Source organism: Pseudoalteromonas sp. NEC-BIFX-2020_015 (assembly GCF_012952265.1).
In the GTDB taxonomy this organism is placed as follows: domain Bacteria; phylum Pseudomonadota; class Gammaproteobacteria; order Enterobacterales; family Alteromonadaceae; genus Pseudoalteromonas; species Pseudoalteromonas neustonica.
In genome coordinates, this window is record NZ_JABCJL010000007.1 from 72,146 (window position 1) to 88,367 (window position 16,222).

General features: G+C 41.1%; 13 protein-coding genes and 7 tRNA genes. 14 read left to right on the forward strand and 6 right to left on the reverse strand.

The window, feature by feature from the left end; translation table 11 throughout:
- Positions 1-29: 29 nt before the first annotated feature.
- Entirely contained in the window at positions 30-1,613 is a 1,584-nt protein-coding gene (locus HH219_RS07050; RefSeq protein ID WP_169327022.1) for a LysM peptidoglycan-binding domain-containing protein, read from the reverse strand.
- Between the two features lie 136 nt (positions 1,614-1,749).
- The gene (gene gloB / locus HH219_RS07055; RefSeq protein ID WP_169327023.1) at positions 1,750-2,535 is read right to left on the reverse strand and encodes a hydroxyacylglutathione hydrolase; all 786 of its coding nucleotides are present in this window, start codon (positions 2,533-2,535) and stop codon (positions 1,750-1,752) included.
- Between the two features lie 52 nt (positions 2,536-2,587).
- Between gloB and HH219_RS07060 the strand changes: the two genes are divergently transcribed.
- Positions 2,588-3,346 carry a class I SAM-dependent methyltransferase gene (locus HH219_RS07060; protein ID WP_054205440.1) on the forward strand — a complete coding sequence of 253 codons (759 nt, stop codon included), beginning with the start codon at positions 2,588-2,590 and terminating at the stop codon, positions 3,344-3,346.
- Here HH219_RS07060 and HH219_RS07065 read toward each other — a convergent pair.
- Both HH219_RS07065 and rnhA read right to left on the reverse strand, forming a co-directional pair.
- Entirely contained in the window at positions 3,317-4,180 is an 864-nt protein-coding gene (locus HH219_RS07065; RefSeq protein ID WP_054454212.1) for an MBL fold metallo-hydrolase, read from the reverse strand. The two genes, HH219_RS07060 and HH219_RS07065, sit on opposite strands and share 30 nt — an antisense overlap.
- An 85-nt stretch (positions 4,181-4,265) precedes the next feature.
- On the reverse strand, positions 4,266-4,733 hold the full coding sequence (gene rnhA, locus HH219_RS07070; RefSeq protein WP_054205438.1) for a ribonuclease HI: 468 nt from the start codon (positions 4,731-4,733) through the stop codon (positions 4,266-4,268).
- A gap of 68 nt (positions 4,734-4,801) precedes the next feature.
- On the opposite strand from rnhA, the gene dnaQ reads away from it, so the two are divergent.
- The 10 genes from dnaQ (at position 4,802) to HH219_RS07120 (ending at position 8,784) form a co-directional block, all read left to right on the forward strand.
- Complete coding sequence (dnaQ, locus tag HH219_RS07075; RefSeq protein ID WP_054205437.1) at positions 4,802-5,515, forward strand: DNA polymerase III subunit epsilon; 714 nt, start codon at positions 4,802-4,804, stop codon at positions 5,513-5,515.
- A gap of 8 nt (positions 5,516-5,523) precedes the next feature.
- Positions 5,524-6,900 (forward strand): TIGR03503 family protein, encoded by a 1,377-nt coding sequence (locus HH219_RS07080; RefSeq protein ID WP_054454217.1) that lies wholly within the window; start codon positions 5,524-5,526, stop codon positions 6,898-6,900.
- A gap of 98 nt (positions 6,901-6,998) precedes the next feature.
- Positions 6,999-7,075: transfer RNA gene (locus tag HH219_RS07085), tRNA-Asp, on the forward strand.
- A 26-nt stretch (positions 7,076-7,101) separates the two neighbouring features.
- Positions 7,102-7,178 (forward strand) — tRNA-Asp (locus tag HH219_RS07090).
- Between the two features lie 41 nt (positions 7,179-7,219).
- Positions 7,220-7,296 (forward strand) — tRNA-Asp (locus HH219_RS07095).
- A 30-nt stretch (positions 7,297-7,326) separates the two neighbouring features.
- Positions 7,327-7,403 (forward strand) — tRNA-Asp (locus HH219_RS07100).
- A gap of 38 nt (positions 7,404-7,441) precedes the next feature.
- Positions 7,442-7,518: transfer RNA gene (locus HH219_RS07105), tRNA-Asp, on the forward strand.
- A gap of 37 nt (positions 7,519-7,555) precedes the next feature.
- Positions 7,556-7,632, forward strand: a tRNA-Asp gene (locus HH219_RS07110).
- A gap of 54 nt (positions 7,633-7,686) precedes the next feature.
- A tRNA-Asp gene (locus HH219_RS07115) sits at positions 7,687-7,763 on the forward strand.
- A 307-nt stretch (positions 7,764-8,070) separates the two neighbouring features.
- Entirely contained in the window at positions 8,071-8,784 is a 714-nt protein-coding gene (locus HH219_RS07120) for a helix-turn-helix transcriptional regulator (protein ID WP_169327024.1), read from the forward strand.
- Positions 8,785-8,852: 68 nt separating this feature from the next.
- Here HH219_RS07120 and HH219_RS07125 read toward each other — a convergent pair whose 3' ends face one another.
- On the reverse strand, positions 8,853-10,778 hold the full coding sequence (locus tag HH219_RS07125; RefSeq protein ID WP_169327025.1) for a S9 family peptidase: 1,926 nt from the start codon (positions 10,776-10,778) through the stop codon (positions 8,853-8,855).
- A gap of 163 nt (positions 10,779-10,941) precedes the next feature.
- On the opposite strand from HH219_RS07125, the gene HH219_RS07130 reads away from it, so the two are divergent.
- Complete coding sequence (locus tag HH219_RS07130; protein ID WP_169327026.1) at positions 10,942-11,532, forward strand: ATP-binding cassette domain-containing protein; 591 nt, start codon at positions 10,942-10,944, stop codon at positions 11,530-11,532.
- Positions 11,529-12,638 carry a DUF6136 family protein gene (locus tag HH219_RS07135; protein WP_169327027.1) on the forward strand — a complete coding sequence of 370 codons (1,110 nt, stop codon included), beginning with the start codon at positions 11,529-11,531 and terminating at the stop codon, positions 12,636-12,638. Before HH219_RS07130 ends, HH219_RS07135 begins: the two co-directional genes overlap by 4 nt.
- Positions 12,639-12,647: 9 nt before the next feature.
- On the opposite strand, the gene fadE is transcribed toward HH219_RS07135, so the two are convergent.
- Complete coding sequence (gene fadE, locus HH219_RS07140) at positions 12,648-15,104, reverse strand: acyl-CoA dehydrogenase FadE (protein ID WP_054454223.1); 2,457 nt, start codon at positions 15,102-15,104, stop codon at positions 12,648-12,650.
- 285 nt (positions 15,105-15,389) lie between these two features.
- On the opposite strand from fadE, the gene HH219_RS07145 reads away from it, so the two are divergent.
- Positions 15,390-16,154, forward strand: a complete 765-nt coding sequence (locus HH219_RS07145) for a class II glutamine amidotransferase (RefSeq protein ID WP_054205625.1) — start codon at positions 15,390-15,392, stop codon at positions 16,152-16,154.
- The last annotated feature ends 68 nt before the right edge of the window (positions 16,155-16,222 follow it).

Genomic DNA, 16,222 nt, shown 5'->3' on the forward strand with positions numbered 1-16,222 from the left:
TCTTTTTATTAGTTATGTTTTAGTTTACGTTATGTGCTTTTTACATCAACTTTTAGCTTTAACTTTTGCCCGGGTTGTAAGTATTTTTGCCCTGATAGATCATTCCATTTAATAATATCGTTGACCGTTAGGTTAAACTTAGATGCAATGCGCGCGAGTGAGTCACCGCGACGGACTTTATAGATAATCGTACGGTTGGTGCTAATTAATGCTGTTTGGGTGTTCTTAGCACTTTTATAAACAGTTAGCTTTTGGCCTAAACGTAATACGCTATTCTTTTTAAGTTTGTTCCATTTAGCGAGCTCATTAATGGTTACATCGTATTCTCGACTTATATCCCATAACGTATCACCACTTTTAACCGTGTGAGAGAGCTTCTTTTTCGTGCTTTTATTCACGGCCATGCGTACTTGTTTGGGTAAGTGCGCGCTATTAATCGCACCATCACTTAATGGCACGAGTAACTGTTGACCAACACGAATTGTATTTGATTTAAGTTTATTCAGTGACTTAATTGCAGCGGCGCTGGTTGAGAATTTATTAGCAATAACCGATAAGCTATCACCATTGGCGACAATATACTGCTGCCAGCGTAAGCGATCTTTTAAGTCGGTTTTTGCGAGTAACTGCTGAAATTGTTCTACTTTATCAGAGGGTAATAATAAAAAGTGTGGGCCATTAGGATCTGTTGCCCAGCGGTTAAAGCCCGGATTTAAACGATACAACTCAGTTAAGCTAATATCGGCCATATCTGCGGCGAGTGCTAAGTCAATTTGTGAGCCAATATTAACGACTTCGACAACTTGTGCATTAATGATCGGATCCCATTTAAGACCAAATTCTTCTTGACGTTTTAATAAGTCAGACAAGGCTAATAGCTTTGGTACATACGCAGTGGTTTCACTGGGTAAATCAAGAGACCAAAAGTCAGTAGGCAAATGCTTTTTACGGTTCTTTTTAATTGCGCGTAATAAGCGACCTTCACCTGAGTTGTATGCTGCTATAGCGTTGAGCCAGTCACCTTCAAGGGTTTTATGCAAATACGACAAATAATCAAGTGCCGCACGGGTTGATTGTACAATGTCACGACGGCCGTCGTACCACCAGTTTTGTTTTAAATCAAAACGCTCCCCTGTTTGTGGCATGAATTGCCAAATACCAGAAGCTGTACGGTGTGAGTAACCAAATGGGTCGAAAGCACTTTCAACAATGGGTAATAGCGCAATTTCAATTGGCATTTCACGTTTTTCAACTTCTTCAACAATAAAATGCAGGTACGGCTCGGCTCGTTTCGAAATGCGATCTAAATATGATTGATGACGGGCATAGTAATTACGCTCAGTAACAACAGGTCGGTTTTGTGGCACTTCAATCGATAATTGGTAACGGATCCGTTCCCACACATCATCAAAAATAGGCGGCGCTTCATCAAGTTCGTTGACTTGTTGATATTGCGCATTAATCATTAATGCTTCGCTGATGTCGTTAGGGCTTGCGCCATTAAGCTGCTGCTCTTGTTGATTGACAATAACGTCATCAGATTGTGTTGATGTCAATGTCTGACAACCACTTAGCGTTAGTGCCAAGGCTAAAACGAGGGGGGATTTCTTCATAAATACCAATACATCAGGTAAAAAACTCGGCAAATACTACCCGTTATGACACGGTATTACCACTTTATGACCGTTTTAAATATGCAATAATGGGCTGTTTATCAGCTAACTAAATAATCTGTTTAGATTTTTTACACTAAAAATGATCTTTCCACGCTCTAAGACTTGCAAAGCGTTGCCAAGGTTCATTATTTTGTTCTAGTTGTGTTGCCATTGCGCAAAATTTCTTTGGTAAGTACTCTGTTATTGATGACAAATCACTGCGCATAAATGGGTTTATTTTTCGCTCTTGTTTTAATGTGCTTGGCAGCGTGATTTCATTTTTTTGACGCTTTACCCTCACCCAGTCATTGTAATAAATCAGATCTGGATTGTTAGGTTCTACAGCTAATGCAAATGCTAGGTTGGCTTGGGTGTATTCATGAGTGCAATAAATTTTACAGTCATCGGGTAGCGTTTTTAGTTTATCGAAAGAGTGATACATTTGCTGCGCCGTGCCTTCAAATAAGCGTCCACATCCACCACTAAATAACGTATCTCCAGTAAAAGCTAAAGTGGGATGGGTATAGCAAATATGATCCAGCGTATGTCCAGGTGTTGTCATAATAGTAAATTGAGTCCCCAGAACCGTTAAACTATCGTTATCCTTGAGCGGCTTAGTTATTCCTTTAAATGGACTGTTGTGTGGGCCATATACGTCAATATAATTAAATTCCTCGCACAAAGTGGCTATGCCATCAGTGTGATCATAATGATGATGCGTGATTAGAATTCCTGCGAGGGTTAAACCATGTTTTGCTAAATGTGCTAATACAGGCTCTGCTTGACCAGGATCGACAACCCAAACTTGATTACATTCAGCTCGACTTAGGCACCAAATATAATTATCAGAAAAGGCTTTAATTGCTTTGACTTGCACCATGTGGCATTGCTCTATAAAGTGACGATATTAAACATTATAACGAGCTTAGCGCATGAAACCAGCCCTTAGTTTTCAAGAAGGACCCAAACCACTGTCGTGGCAAGAGTTTCCTCATGGTGACTACTTACGTTGCGATATAGAGCGAAAAATGGGGAAGTGGTTGCCGCGTATGTTTGGCTATCACATGCTCAAGCTTGGTAATTTAAGTGGTGAACTCAATACCAGTGAAAGCACTATTAAACACCAAGTTTGCGTCGCTGAATCTGGACCATTTACAGGGGTGGTTGCCGATATAGATGAACTGCCATTTTATGAGCACAGCGTTGATGCATGTATTTTAAGCCATTGCTTAGAATATCATTCAGATCCACACCATATATTACGCGAAGCACATCGTACCTTGATCCCTGGTGGTTATATGGTTATCACCGGCTTTAACCCATTTAGTTTATGTGGGCTTGCGCAGTTATTACCTTTTAGTGGCCAAAAATTGCCATGGACTGGGCGCTTTTTTACACCTGCACGGGTAAAAGATTGGCTTAATCTACTGGGATTTGAAATTGTCAGCGATGAGCGTTTTATTTATTCTTCACTGGCGCGTGGTAATCGGTTGTCTCGGTTTGCACCATGGCGACGCTTTACAAAACAATACCTAAAGCCAATGGGGAGTGTTTATATGATCGTAGCACGCAAACGTGTTACACCACTGACCCCGATAAAACCTAAATGGCATGCACGGCCACAGTTTTCACCTGTAAAAGGAGCGGGCCTTCGCCAAACCTCAAAGCAGCACCGTGAGCGGGATCGTTAAATATCGTTGCCTATTTTGTTGAGGTTGCGGCAACTGGCCTGCGCGAATATTCATTTGTATTGCCGGATGTAGTAATTTTGGCGCGCTGAGTGTTGCATCACGGTTATTACGCGTTGCAATATAATCCTGTTCGGTGGTTTGTAAGTGTATATTGCTAATACGTTGCTCTTTTACAGATGTTTTATTAGCAAGTGCGCGGCCATTAGGTTGGTAGTCATGGCACATCCATAAAATCGTTTCATTTGGTAAAGCTAAAATGCGTTGCAACGACTGATATAGTTGCTCAGCACTGCCACCAGGGAAATCACATCGCGCCGTGCCACTATCTGGCATAAAAAAGGTATCGCCTACAAATAAATTACCGGCAATAAAAAAGCTGACGCTATCAGGTGTGTGACCAGGTGTTGCTAGTACTTGCACAGTATGCTCGCCCAGCGTAAAGCAGTCATTATCACTAAAAAGTAAGTTAAAAGGGACTCCATCGCATGGCATATCAATATTGTAAAGGCGGCTAAAGTGAGCTTGTACTTGGACTATATTTTTACCGGTAGCCAATTTGCAGGGATTATATGCACCTAAATGCTGTTTTATGTAACTTGCAGCAGTAATATGATCAGCATGAGCGTGTGTTTCTAATATCCATTCTAATGTCAGTTGTTTACGGTTGATGTGAGTAATAATGTCATCAGCAGTTTCAAAGCTTAATGTACCGTTCGCCGCGTCAAAATCAGCGGGGGCATCGATCAACATGGCTGTTTTAGTCGTTAGGCAATAGACTAAATACGTAAATGTAGCACTTTGTTGATGAAAAAAAGACTCGACTGAGATAGACATTTTACAACTCCATTATATGATATATCTAAATCTTATATCATATAACCAAGTTGTAAAATAGTGTGCGATGAATTACCACCTGGTATTATTCAGGGTTATAACCTTCATCGACCAATAAATCTTTGCTGCCTGCGGCATCACGGGCTAAATCATCAACAATTTCATTGTATTTATTGCCACTATGGCCTTTTACCCACTTCCACGTAACGTTATGGCGGGCACAGGCCTCATCAAGACGTTTCCATAAATCAACATTTTTCACCGGCTTTTTGGCGGCAGTTTTCCAGCCACGCTTTTTCCAGTTTGCAACCCATGACTCAATACCTTGCTTTACGTATTGGCTATCGGTAGTAAGATTTATATCGCAAGGGCGGTTTAGACTTTCAAGTGCAACAATGGCTGCTAGCATTTCCATGCGATTATTGGTCGTGAGGGTGTAGCCTTGGCTTAATTTTTTTTCGTGGTCATTATAAAACATAAAAATACCATAACCGCCGGGGCCCGGATTACCTAAACATGAGCCATCGGTGTAAATCTCTACGGTTTTTTGCACTGTTTTCCCTTGATCTTATGTACAATAAAGTGATTATAGAAAGATACCAGAGTCAGGCTAAATTCGATATGGCACGTAGACAAATAGTTTTAGATACAGAAACCACCGGCATCGACCCTAAACAAGGGCACCGCATTATAGAAATAGGGTGCGTGGAATTAGTGAATCGCCGCCTTACGGGGAATAACTTTCATGTATATATTAACCCACAGCGAAAAAGTGAAGAAGAAGCTATTGATGTTCACGGTATCACCAATGAGTTTTTACGCGATAAACCGTTGTTTCATCAAATAGCTCAAGAATTTTTAGACTATATTAAAGGGGCTGAGCTAGTTATCCATAATGCACCGTTCGATGTTGGTCATATGGATAATGAATTTGCCTTGCTTAATCAGGGCTATCAAAAAACCCATGATTACTGCCAAGTTCTCGACACCCTCAAAATGGCGCGTGACTTGCATCCAGGACAGAAGAATAACCTAGATGCGTTATGTCGTCGTTATGATGTCGATAATGCTAAGCGTACGTTACACGGCGCGCTACTGGATTCTGAGATCTTAGCGGATGTTTATTTAGCGATGACGGGTGGGCAAGTAAAGCTCAACCTAAATCAAAATAAAAATCAGGGCAGCGAACAGCAGCAAAAAGAAATTCGTCGCTTAGACCCAAATCGAGCCCCTTTAGTTGTATTACACGCGACCCACGATGAGCAGCTCGCTCATAACGAGCGACTAGATATAGTCAATAAAGCTGGCGGCCAATGCGTATGGCGCGCCGAATAAGGCAAAACATGAGAAGTATACTGTTAGCTGTGTGTTTAGCATTCATGCTACCGAACACTGGTAATGCAACAAGCGAAGATAAAATTACGCTATTACAGCGCGATGGGCAGCAAAATGAAATTCCATTGCTTGAAAATCGTTTTCGCATTGATCACAAAATTGATGAAATAACATTATTGTTTTTTCGTAAGCCCGGCTCACCTGCTGTTGTACTAGTTAGACCCGATGGTAGTAAATACTATTCAACGTCGCCGCGCAATGACGCAAACCTAGAATGGTTTGATGAACTCAGCTATGATTTGATCACGATTAAGCAGCCAATGGCTGGGCCTTGGCAAGTGGTTGGCAGTATTTTACCTAATAGCCGTATAGTGGTGCTCGGTGAAATTGAGTTGCAGGTTGATCCATTACCGTCGCTGTTGTTTCGTGGTGAAACAGTCAAAGTCACAGGAAAGGTTCTCAATGATGGTGAACCTATTAAAGTTGGCCTGTTTCGTGATGTGGTTAGTTTACATGTAGACTTTATAAGTACTAATAATAGTGATTACGCAAATTTTGGTGCCGGAACACAAGCTGTTGCAGAATTTAAAGATGACGGGCGTGGTTTTGACGAACGCCCTAAAGATGGTATTTTTACTGGCGAATTCAAATTAGTATTTCCAGCAGGGCAATGGCAACCCGAGCTGTATATTGAAACCCCATTATTAAAACGCACCGTTGTACAAGATATGATAGAAGTAAAAGAGCCTCCTTTTAACTATACAATCGCGTTAGCTGAAGATGATCTGCAAGAACATCAATTAACAATTACCCTTGATAACCAAATAGTGCAACCAGAGACGGTGTTGATCCAAGGGAAAATTTATTACCCCAATAATGAAGAGCAAATGTTCACGCTTGATGCCAATAAAACATTAACACGAGAGCTTGCAATAAAAAATTATGACTGGGGACGATACAGTGTTGAGCTTTCTGTTTTTGGTACAAATATTAATGGCCGAGAATTTATGGCGACTCTACCTACATATAAATTTGAAATAGAGCGACCAATTGAAGCCGTACCAGAAATTGAAAAGCCGGTTATGACAGCAGCCCAGCTACAAGAAATCGAAAAAGCGGCAAAAGAAGCCGAAGCAATGTCGACTATGACGCTAATTAGTTTAATTATTGGCGGGAATTTACTGGTTTTATTACTAGGCGGGTTAGCAATTCGTGTATTTGTACAGAAAAAATCAATTTTGCCAAAAATCAATTTACCGTTTTTGAAGAAAAAATCAGCAGTGGATCCAACGCCGCAAAGTAATGAAAAAAAAGAAGTTGGTGAAAATGGTTCAAAAAATGACAAATCAGGTGAAATTTTAAACCTTTCGATGTCGGATGACTAAAAAGGCTGTAAAAAAACAAAAAAGCCCTTGACGAAATAGGTGTTGGTTCGTATTATTCACGCCGCTGCCAAGGGAGACCTAGACAGCAACGAAAATAAGGAGTGGTAGTTCAGTTGGTTAGAATACCGGCCTGTCACGCCGGGGGTCGCGGGTTCGAGTCCCGTCCACTCCGCCAATTTTCGAAAACTTGTAAGTAAAGCTGGAGTGGTAGTTCAGTTGGTTAGAATACCGGCCTGTCACGCCGGGGGTCGCGGGTTCGAGTCCCGTCCACTCCGCCAACGCTTACACAACATATGGTTGTAAAACATATTCTTATTATGGAGTGGTAGTTCAGTTGGTTAGAATACCGGCCTGTCACGCCGGGGGTCGCGGGTTCGAGTCCCGTCCACTCCGCCAATAAGAAAAATAACAGTTTAAATATGCGCTGGAGTGGTAGTTCAGTTGGTTAGAATACCGGCCTGTCACGCCGGGGGTCGCGGGTTCGAGTCCCGTCCACTCCGCCAACTATTTAAACAATGTTATATTACAAAATTTGTATGCTGGAGTGGTAGTTCAGTTGGTTAGAATACCGGCCTGTCACGCCGGGGGTCGCGGGTTCGAGTCCCGTCCACTCCGCCAACAAATTAAGTAATAACAAGTATAATGATATCTCTGCGGAGTGGTAGTTCAGTTGGTTAGAATACCGGCCTGTCACGCCGGGGGTCGCGGGTTCGAGTCCCGTCCACTCCGCCACTTGATATCATGAATAAAATTAGTAAGTGCATTACCCCATGCACATACCACTGCGGAGTGGTAGTTCAGTTGGTTAGAATACCGGCCTGTCACGCCGGGGGTCGCGGGTTCGAGTCCCGTCCACTCCGCCACTTGTTATTTCCTCAATAACAAGTTTATAAAATCCTTGTATAAATCTTTTAATAAAACATACTTTGGCTATCAGCTATCAGCTATCAGCTATCAGCTATCAGCTATCAGCTATCAGCTATCAGCTATCAGCTATCAGCTATCAGCTATCAGCTATCAGCTATCAGCTATCAGCTATCAGCTATCAGCTATCAGATCGACTCTTTTATACTAACCTGTTAATATTCCTTATTATTCATCATTATTCAGCTTCTTATATCTGTATGAATAGCTAAGAATCTAGTCTCACTTTAAAAAGGAAGCACTAAGATGAGCACATTAGGTCAACAACTAAAGCAGTTAAGAAATAATAAAAAATTGAGCCAACCTGAATTTGCCCAGCAAATGGGTATAGAGCAAAGTTATCTATCAAAGCTTGAAAATGATAAATCCATCCCTTCTAATGAAATATTTAGATCTTTGCTTCGAGCATTAGATATGTCTATCGATGAGTTTATGAAACCGCTTATGACCAGTGATGACAAAGTAAGGTTAATTCAAATACCAGATGTGGAGCAGTGGATTAAAAGCCAAGCCATTAATACAGCGGTTAAACAACGGAAATTGATTTATTGTGCTATGTTTTTAATATCGTTTGGCTGTGCGTTGTTTTATGCAGGGCATAAAAACTACGTGTTTAATGAACAGTTTTATGAATATCAATCTATTGGTGTTATTAAACCGAATGAGCCATTAGAAATTTTTAATCATTGGCGAACGCTTATTGTAGATAAAACTAAAGTTGATGAAAAGCGCAGAGAGATGATAGCAAGACGTGTTGAATTGAGTCAGTTTATCTCTGTGTATAAAGGTGGATCATTCTCTGAAAATGTGGACGGTGGGACGCGAGTATATACTTTTAAAAGTAAATTGCAGCCTATTCCCCATTATGGCAATAACTGGCTTGAGTTTATTGGACTATTCGCAGCATTGTTTGGTATAGCACTGGCAGTATTTGAGCCAAAGTTAACACGCTACCAATAAAAAGCTGCATGCTAACAAGCACACAGCCTTTATTTTAAATTTAGCCCATACTTGTATGGGCTAACGCACTATTTTAAATAGGTATCTAAAAAGTTTAAGTAAGCGTTAGAAGCCGTAATACGGTTTTCTTTTTTACTAAAACCATGGCCTTCATCATCAAACAACACATATTCTACGGGTACGCCATTGGCTTTTACCGCAGCAACCAGTTCATCACTTTCTACTTGTAAAACGCGAGGATCGTTCGCACCTTGAATAACCATTAATGGTTTGGTGATATTCTTAGCGTGAAATAATGGCGAAATAGCACGATGACGTTCACCGTCAGTCGCTGGATCGCCCATTTCATCGTACAGTGACTTTTTAAAGCTTTCCCACCAAGGCGGAATAGAATTTAGGGTACGTACCCAGTTTGTAACGCCAAAAATATTAATGCCGACTTTAAATTCTTCCGGTTCAAAAGCCAGTGCTGCTGCGGTCATAAAGCCGCCATAGCTGCCGCCCATAATACCGATTCTATCAGCATCAACCCAATCCAGACCTTGTAAGTGCTGCTTACCAAATACAATATCTTGTAAGTCGTCGGTGCCGTGTTTTTTATCATCTAGGTGGAAAAATGTTTTACCATAGCCTGAGCTGCCACGGTTATTAACGGCAAAAATGGCGTAACCATGATTCACTAAATGTTGCTGCATGGCACTGTAACCGGTGCGGCTTTGCCCACCTGGTCCGCCGTGCACCCAAATAAGCGCAGGAACTTTATTTGTGCTGCTTGCTTGTTTTGGTTTGTATAAAACGCCAGGTATTTCAAGGCCATCAAAACTTTTAAAGCGAACGATTGTGCTTTCAACTAAGTCGTTTTGGTTAATGTCTTTACTTAGCGTATTTGTAAGCTGTTTTGCTTGATTGCTGCCAACTTGCCACACAAATAAATTACTTGGCGACGTATCTGAGTTTAGGTAAAACGCCATCGTTTTTTCATCGCTTGAAAAGTTAACGCTGCGCAAGTTGCCTGCGGGTAATGTCGGCATCGCAATTTCTTTGCCTGTTTGGGTATCGATCACGGTTACTTTGGTGCTCGCGTCAGCATTTACACCACTTACTTGATAACGGCCTGATTTAGAGAAATAAATAAAACTCACATCCCAATCATCTTTTAATGCAGCGCTATGTTCACCGGTGGCTAAGTCATAACGCCATACCTGTGAAAACTCACCTTTAGCGTCTGTTGAGTAATATAAATATTTGCTGTCAACAGAGAAGGTGTCAGGGCTGTACTGTGCTGGTGTGTCATGCTTTGAAATTAATTGCGGTTTGAGTGATTTTTTATAGGTATCAAGAATAAAGGTATCGCTGTCTTTATTGGTATTACTTTTAGATAAAGCGATATAGCGACCGTCGGGGCTAATTGCACCTACGTTTAGGCCTAATGTGTTTTGATAAACAGGCGTTATTTTATATGTTTTGCTATCAACGCGGTACAAGTCCATAAACTTCGCGTCGCGTTTATTACTGGTGATAAAAAATTGGCTGCCATCTTTAGTAAAACCTGCAAAACTTGCGCGGGTTTCATCCCCTGGCGTTAAATCTTTGACTGTGCCATCAGCTTCGCGTACGTACACGTGGTAGCGTTCGTTACCGCCTGAATCTTTGGTAAATAATACCCGATCATCATTTGGGAAGTAACGCACAGGGTAGGTGCTGTCTTCAAAATTAGTTAAACGGGTTTTATCGCCAGTTGTAGCGTTTACTTCGTATAGGCTATAAATACCACTTTCATCACTACTAACTAAAATTTTGTCGCCTGTTGAGGAAAAACTATTGCCCCTGATTGAAGTCGTATCAAAAAAAGTGTCAGCATTATACGTTTTAATAGATTGAACTTGCGGAGCTTGTGTACTTACGGCGCTATTTGATGGAGTCGATTGACTACACCCGCCCAATGCAAGTGTTATTGCACAGGCAACCGTTGCGAATTTTAAAGATTGTTTCATGGTTACATTCCTTGATTTATTGTTATGACGTTTTTAGTCTTACCTGAACACTTTTTAAACGCAAGTGATTAATGATTGTTAACTGCAACAAAGTGTTACAAAGGTTGTATCGTTTTAAATACGGCTAGCGATATAATGCTTACTCATACAAAAGGAACTATTTATGATTGAAGTCATTGGCTTAAATAAACAATTTACAACCAACGCGCTATATAGTGACTACAGCATTACATTTACAGCCCCACGAGTGTGTATTGAAGCACCTAATGGACAAGGTAAAACCACGCTACTGATGATGTTAGCGGGGCTTGAAGGCAGGCAAAGTGGTGAGTTTTTATTTTCCGGAAATACGCTCAATGACCCTCATAATCAGGTTGCGATCGCCAGTGACAGAATTGCGTTACCTGACTTTTTAACAGCTAAACAGATTATTAATTTATCTGTGAGTGCACTGAGGTGTGATTGGCCTTCAGCACTTATTAGCGGTTTTAACTTCAATGAATTTTTAAATACTCGCTTTGATGTGTTGTCATCGGGTAACCAAAAAAAATGTCAGTTGATATTGGCTTTAATGCGTGGCGCACCTTATTTATTACTCGATGAGCCCAGTGCAGCGCTTGACCAAACAAGTATCCATTATTTATTGGCTTTACTTGATGATTATTTACTCGAAAAACCAGATGGGCAAATAATCATTACCTGCCATGAACCCGAAGTGTTTATCGAACATGGCTTTGAGTGTATGTCTTTATGAGTAGCATAACTATTAAGCAAAAAATTACTCAATATCAATCATTTATGGATTATCGCTATCAGGCCTATAAAAATGAACTTGCGCAATTGTTAGTGCAACTTAAAAATTTTGGCTTATTATTTTTTGTGGTGTTGGGATCGGCCATGCTTGGCATGATACTGCTACTATTTTTAGGACTGGGCAAAATCATCGACAGTGCTGATGCGCCGCAACACGGTGCAAAAATGGCGTGGCTGTACTTACTATTACAAAGTGTGATGCTTAGTGCGATGAAATCCGCTATTAAAAATAGTCAACAACGGCTATTTCAGCGAACGATTGTAAAGTCTGGCTGGCTTAAGTTAATGGATATTAAGTTATTACTATTAAGTAATGGGTGGTTGGTAGCAAGCGCGGTTATTGCGTTTGATTTAACCCTTACACAGTGGTTAAAAGCCCCGCACTTTATACTGTTTATGTCGCTACAATTTGGTTTAGGGGTTTTATGCTTATATAACTCTTGGGCATTGGTGATCGGTTTTTTATTGAGTGCTATTTTAGTATGTGTTCCTGTTGAAATACAGCCACTGATTTATCATCTCGGGTTTGTTTTACTATTTACGTTGAGTTTATTTATCCCTCAGGTAGCGCTAGGAGCTCGGTTATCTGTCAGTTCATTACCGAGCTTTTGGGTGATGTTCTTTGTTAACCATACATGGGTTTTAGTATGGCGATGTGCGCTTTTACTGTGTGTATTTATGGCATCAAGTACATTATTGCATGAGCGGCCTGATTTAGCGGAGATATTCACTATTCTAGCTCTGGCTTTTATTGTGTTATTTACCAGTTCTTTGCAATTTGATTGCGGTAAACTGCATGAAAAGTACCAGCTATTTTTTAAAGCGAATAACCAAGCAAGGCGTTTCTTTATAAGCCAGTTCGTTCCTGGCATGATATTTTTTAGCATAGCGCTGGCTGGGTTTATGGCTTTATTTAAGCAAGAAAATTATGTATTGCTGATTATGAGTTTAATATGGTGTGGCTTGCAGCTCTTTGCAGCGAAAAAAAAACCAGCGCATTATGCGCTGGTTTGGATATGTGTAACTGCGTTACTACTTGCTTTTTAATTTAAAAGGTTAAGCAGCATCTGCTTTTTTAGCGGCACTGTTACGTGCCGCTTTACCTGCAAGTAAATCAGCAGGGTCAAAGTCATCAACGTTAATAACATCTAAGCGCGCTTTTTCAACGCTTGCCAGCTTGTCAGCTTCGGCTTGCGTTAAAATACCGGCTTCAAGTCCCATTTGTGCAACTTTATCAAGTTGGAAAAATGGTAGTTTAAGGCCTTTTTCACGGCATACTTTGTCAAATAACGGCTCAACTGCAAGTACGTCTTTAAGCGTTTGTTCTTGACGTCCTACTAAGTTAAGCGGCTCATTTTTCAAGTATACGTAGCTTGCTAAACGATTACGCGTTTCGCTTGGTACTTGGAGTATTTGTGCCAATTTATGCTCCAGTTTGTCGGTAGGTTTACGAACCGGGCGACCAAACGGGAATAACAGAAGCTTAAGTGCCGCGCGTAGCGGGGCAGATGGCATGTTATTAATTAAATCAGCCAGCGCACGTTGGCAGTGGTAAAGATGATCTTGACAGCTCCATTGTACAAGCGGTAAGTCTTCTTTTTTACGGCCTTCGTCGTTATAACGTTTAAGCGTTGCAGACACTAAATATAAGTAACTAAGTAAATCACCTAAACGAGCAGAGATACGTTCTTTACGTTTTAATGAGCCACCAAATACAGCCATACTGATATCAGACATTAGTGCAAGTGATGCACTAAAGCGTGACGCGGTACGATAAAACTCAGCTGTTTCGTCTTTAAATGGTGTAGTTGCAAAGCGTGCACCAGTAAAGGTCATCCACTTAGTACGTACTAGGTTAGACAGTGTAAAGCCAATATGACCCATTAATGCTTTATCAAATACCGCAAGTGCTTCTTCACGATCTTCAATTGCGCAGGCACCCAATTCAGTCAGAACAAATGGGTGACAGCGGATAGCCCCTTGACCATAAATAATCATATTACGGGTCAAGATATTTGCACCTTCAACGGTAATGGCAATCGGTGCACCTTGATAGCCACGACCTAAATAGTTATTTGGCCCAAGCATAATACCTTTACCGCCGTGAACATCCATCGCATAGTTGGTAGAGTCACGCATTTGTTCGGTTAAATGATATTTAATGATTGCAGATACAACCGATGGTTTTTCACCTAAATCAACAGCACCGGTAGACATGCTAACGGCAGCATCGGAGCTGTACGCATATCCTGCAAGTTTAGCAAGTGACTCTTCAACACCTTCCATTTGGCCAATAGGTAAGCGGAATTGACGACGAATACGACTATAAGCGCCACTGGCAAGCGCAATTGTTTTAATACCACCGGTTGAGTTTGATGGTAATGTAATTGCACGGCCAACCGATAAACACTCAACGAGCATACGCCAGCCTTGGCCTGCCATTTCTGGGCCACCAATAATGTAATCAAGCGGTACAAAAATGTCTTTGCCTTGAGTCGGGCCATTTTGAAACGGCACGTTCAGTGGAAAGTGGCGACGGCCAATTTCAACACCCGGCATATCCGTTGGGATCAATGCACAGGTAATGCCTAAATCTTTAGTGTCGCCTAATAAACCGTCGGGATCTTGCATTTTAAATGCAAGCCCAAGTACTGTCGCAACAGGCGCAAGGGTGATATAACGTTTATTCCACGTTAAGCTCAAGCCAATGACTTCCTCGCCTTCCCACATACCTTTACAGACAACGCCATAATCTGGAATTGCACTGGCATCAGAGCCGGCTTCTGGTGACGTTAGGGCAAAACATGGGATCTCTTTACCACTTGCAAGACGTGGTAAGTAATGATCTTTTTGTTCTTTTGTACCATAGTGCTGTAATAACTCGCCTGGGCCTAATGAATTAGGAACACCAACAATAGACGAAAGTAGAGTCGATTTACTGGTTAGCTTTTGTAATACACATGACTGTGCAAATGCAGAAAATTGTAAACCGCCATATTCTTTTTTGATGATCATGGCAAAGAATTTATTATCTTTAAGGTATTGCCATACATCTTGCGGTAAGTCGGTTAACTCGTGAGTTGCTTCCCAATCGTCCAACATGCCACATACCACTTCAACTGGGCCATCGATAAAGGCTTGCTCTTCGATAGTTAGTTTTGGCATTGGATATTGGTGTAACTTATCCCAGTCTGGGCGACCGCAAAAAAGATCGGCTTCCCACCATGTAGTACCTGCATCAATGGCTGACTTTTCAGTTTCAGACATTGTAGGGGTTACTTTTTTGAACATGGCAAAAACAGGTTTAATAATATATTGCTGACGAATGCCAGTAACAGATAATGGCACTGCGATGATCAAAAAGATCAACCAGCTAATTGCGCCAAACGCACCTGCAAAGGTACCAATGACAAGTGTTGCGATAGAAACGCCAAGGGCAGTATTCCAGCTCGCTCTGTGGTAACTCGCAATGCTAAGCAGCACGATTAAACCAAGTGTAAATATGAGTGTCATGTATTCAATCCTTAATAGAGGTCAGACCACCTCTGTTAGAGTAGCGTTAGATTAGTTAATTATCAAGTGGCTAAATGAGAATAATGTGAGTTTAGTCACATGTTTGTAACGAGTATAACTCAAGGCCTCAAACATAAGCTTGCCTTGCACTTGCTAATGCTTAACAATACTTAGTGTTACAGTGTGAGCCGATTGTGAGTGTACTTTTTAATTTCTAAAATAATCGGATGTACAGCTTAGATCTATAAGCTATTAACAAGTTAATTTTAAAGGTTAATTTATTTTATGTGTGAGTTGCTTGGGATGTCGGCAAATGTGCCTACGGACATTTGTTTTAGTTTTTCAGGCTTGTTAGAGCGTGGTGGAAATACAGGTCCTCATCGGGATGGGTGGGGAATTACATTTTACGAAGGGAAGGGATGTCGTACGTTTAAAGATCCTGAGCCAAGCTATCGATCTGAAATTGCAAAACTCGTTAAAGCGTATCCGATCAAAAGTGTGTCGGTGATAAGTCATATTCGCCAAGGTAACCGGGGCGAAGTGTGCCTTGAAAATACGCATCCATTTACACGTGAACTGTGGGGTAGAGAGATCACCTATGCACACAACGGCCAGCTTTCTAACTATCATGATTTGAAACCTGACTTTTATCGTCCTGTGGGTGATACCGACAGTGAGCTGGCATTTTGCTGGTTATTGGATAAAATTCGTGAAAAATACCCTCAGTGTCCAGAAAATATGGCCGTTGTGTTTCGCTATGCGGCAGAACTGGCACATACGCTGCGTGAAAAAGGGGTATTTAATATGCTCCTTACAGATGGTGTATATGTACTGGCGTATTGTACTAATAATTTACATTGGATCACTCGCCGTGCACCCTTTGGAAAGGCTACGTTAATTGATGCCGATATGGTGGTGGATTTTCAAAAAGAAACTACGCCAAATGATGTTGTGACAGTTATTGCGACTCGCCCTTTAACAAACGATGAGCGGTGGCAAAAGATGGAGCCTGGTGAGTCTGCATTATTCAAAATGGGTGAGTTAATTTAGCCGTCAGTTCAAACGTTTGAATTTAACTCATGTGGGTATAAGATGAAATGCTCAAGTTATAATTATCA

What these genes read in the sequence shown, in the direction of transcription:
- HH219_RS07145 (WP_054205625.1), top strand. Translation starts at nt 15,390, where the DNA reads ATGTGTGAGTTGCTTGGGATGTCGGCAAATGTGCCTACGGACATTTGT.
- HH219_RS07060 (WP_054205440.1), top strand. Translation starts at nt 2,588, where the DNA reads ATGAAACCAGCCCTTAGTTTTCAAGAAGGACCCAAACCACTGTCGTGG.
- HH219_RS07125 (WP_169327025.1), bottom strand. Translation starts at nt 10,778, where the DNA reads ATGAAACAATCTTTAAAATTCGCAACGGTTGCCTGTGCAATAACACTT.
- HH219_RS07135 (WP_169327027.1), top strand. Translation starts at nt 11,529, where the DNA reads ATGAGTAGCATAACTATTAAGCAAAAAATTACTCAATATCAATCATTT.
- HH219_RS07080 (WP_054454217.1), top strand. Translation starts at nt 5,524, where the DNA reads ATGAGAAGTATACTGTTAGCTGTGTGTTTAGCATTCATGCTACCGAAC.
- HH219_RS07130 (WP_169327026.1), top strand. Translation starts at nt 10,942, where the DNA reads ATGATTGAAGTCATTGGCTTAAATAAACAATTTACAACCAACGCGCTA.
- HH219_RS07050 (WP_169327022.1), bottom strand. Translation starts at nt 1,613, where the DNA reads ATGAAGAAATCCCCCCTCGTTTTAGCCTTGGCACTAACGCTAAGTGGT.
- gloB (WP_169327023.1), bottom strand. Translation starts at nt 2,535, where the DNA reads ATGGTGCAAGTCAAAGCAATTAAAGCCTTTTCTGATAATTATATTTGG.
- HH219_RS07065 (WP_054454212.1), bottom strand. Translation starts at nt 4,180, where the DNA reads ATGTCTATCTCAGTCGAGTCTTTTTTTCATCAACAAAGTGCTACATTT.
- fadE (WP_054454223.1), bottom strand. Translation starts at nt 15,104, where the DNA reads ATGACACTCATATTTACACTTGGTTTAATCGTGCTGCTTAGCATTGCG.
- HH219_RS07120 (WP_169327024.1), top strand. Translation starts at nt 8,071, where the DNA reads ATGAGCACATTAGGTCAACAACTAAAGCAGTTAAGAAATAATAAAAAA.
- dnaQ (WP_054205437.1), top strand. Translation starts at nt 4,802, where the DNA reads ATGGCACGTAGACAAATAGTTTTAGATACAGAAACCACCGGCATCGAC.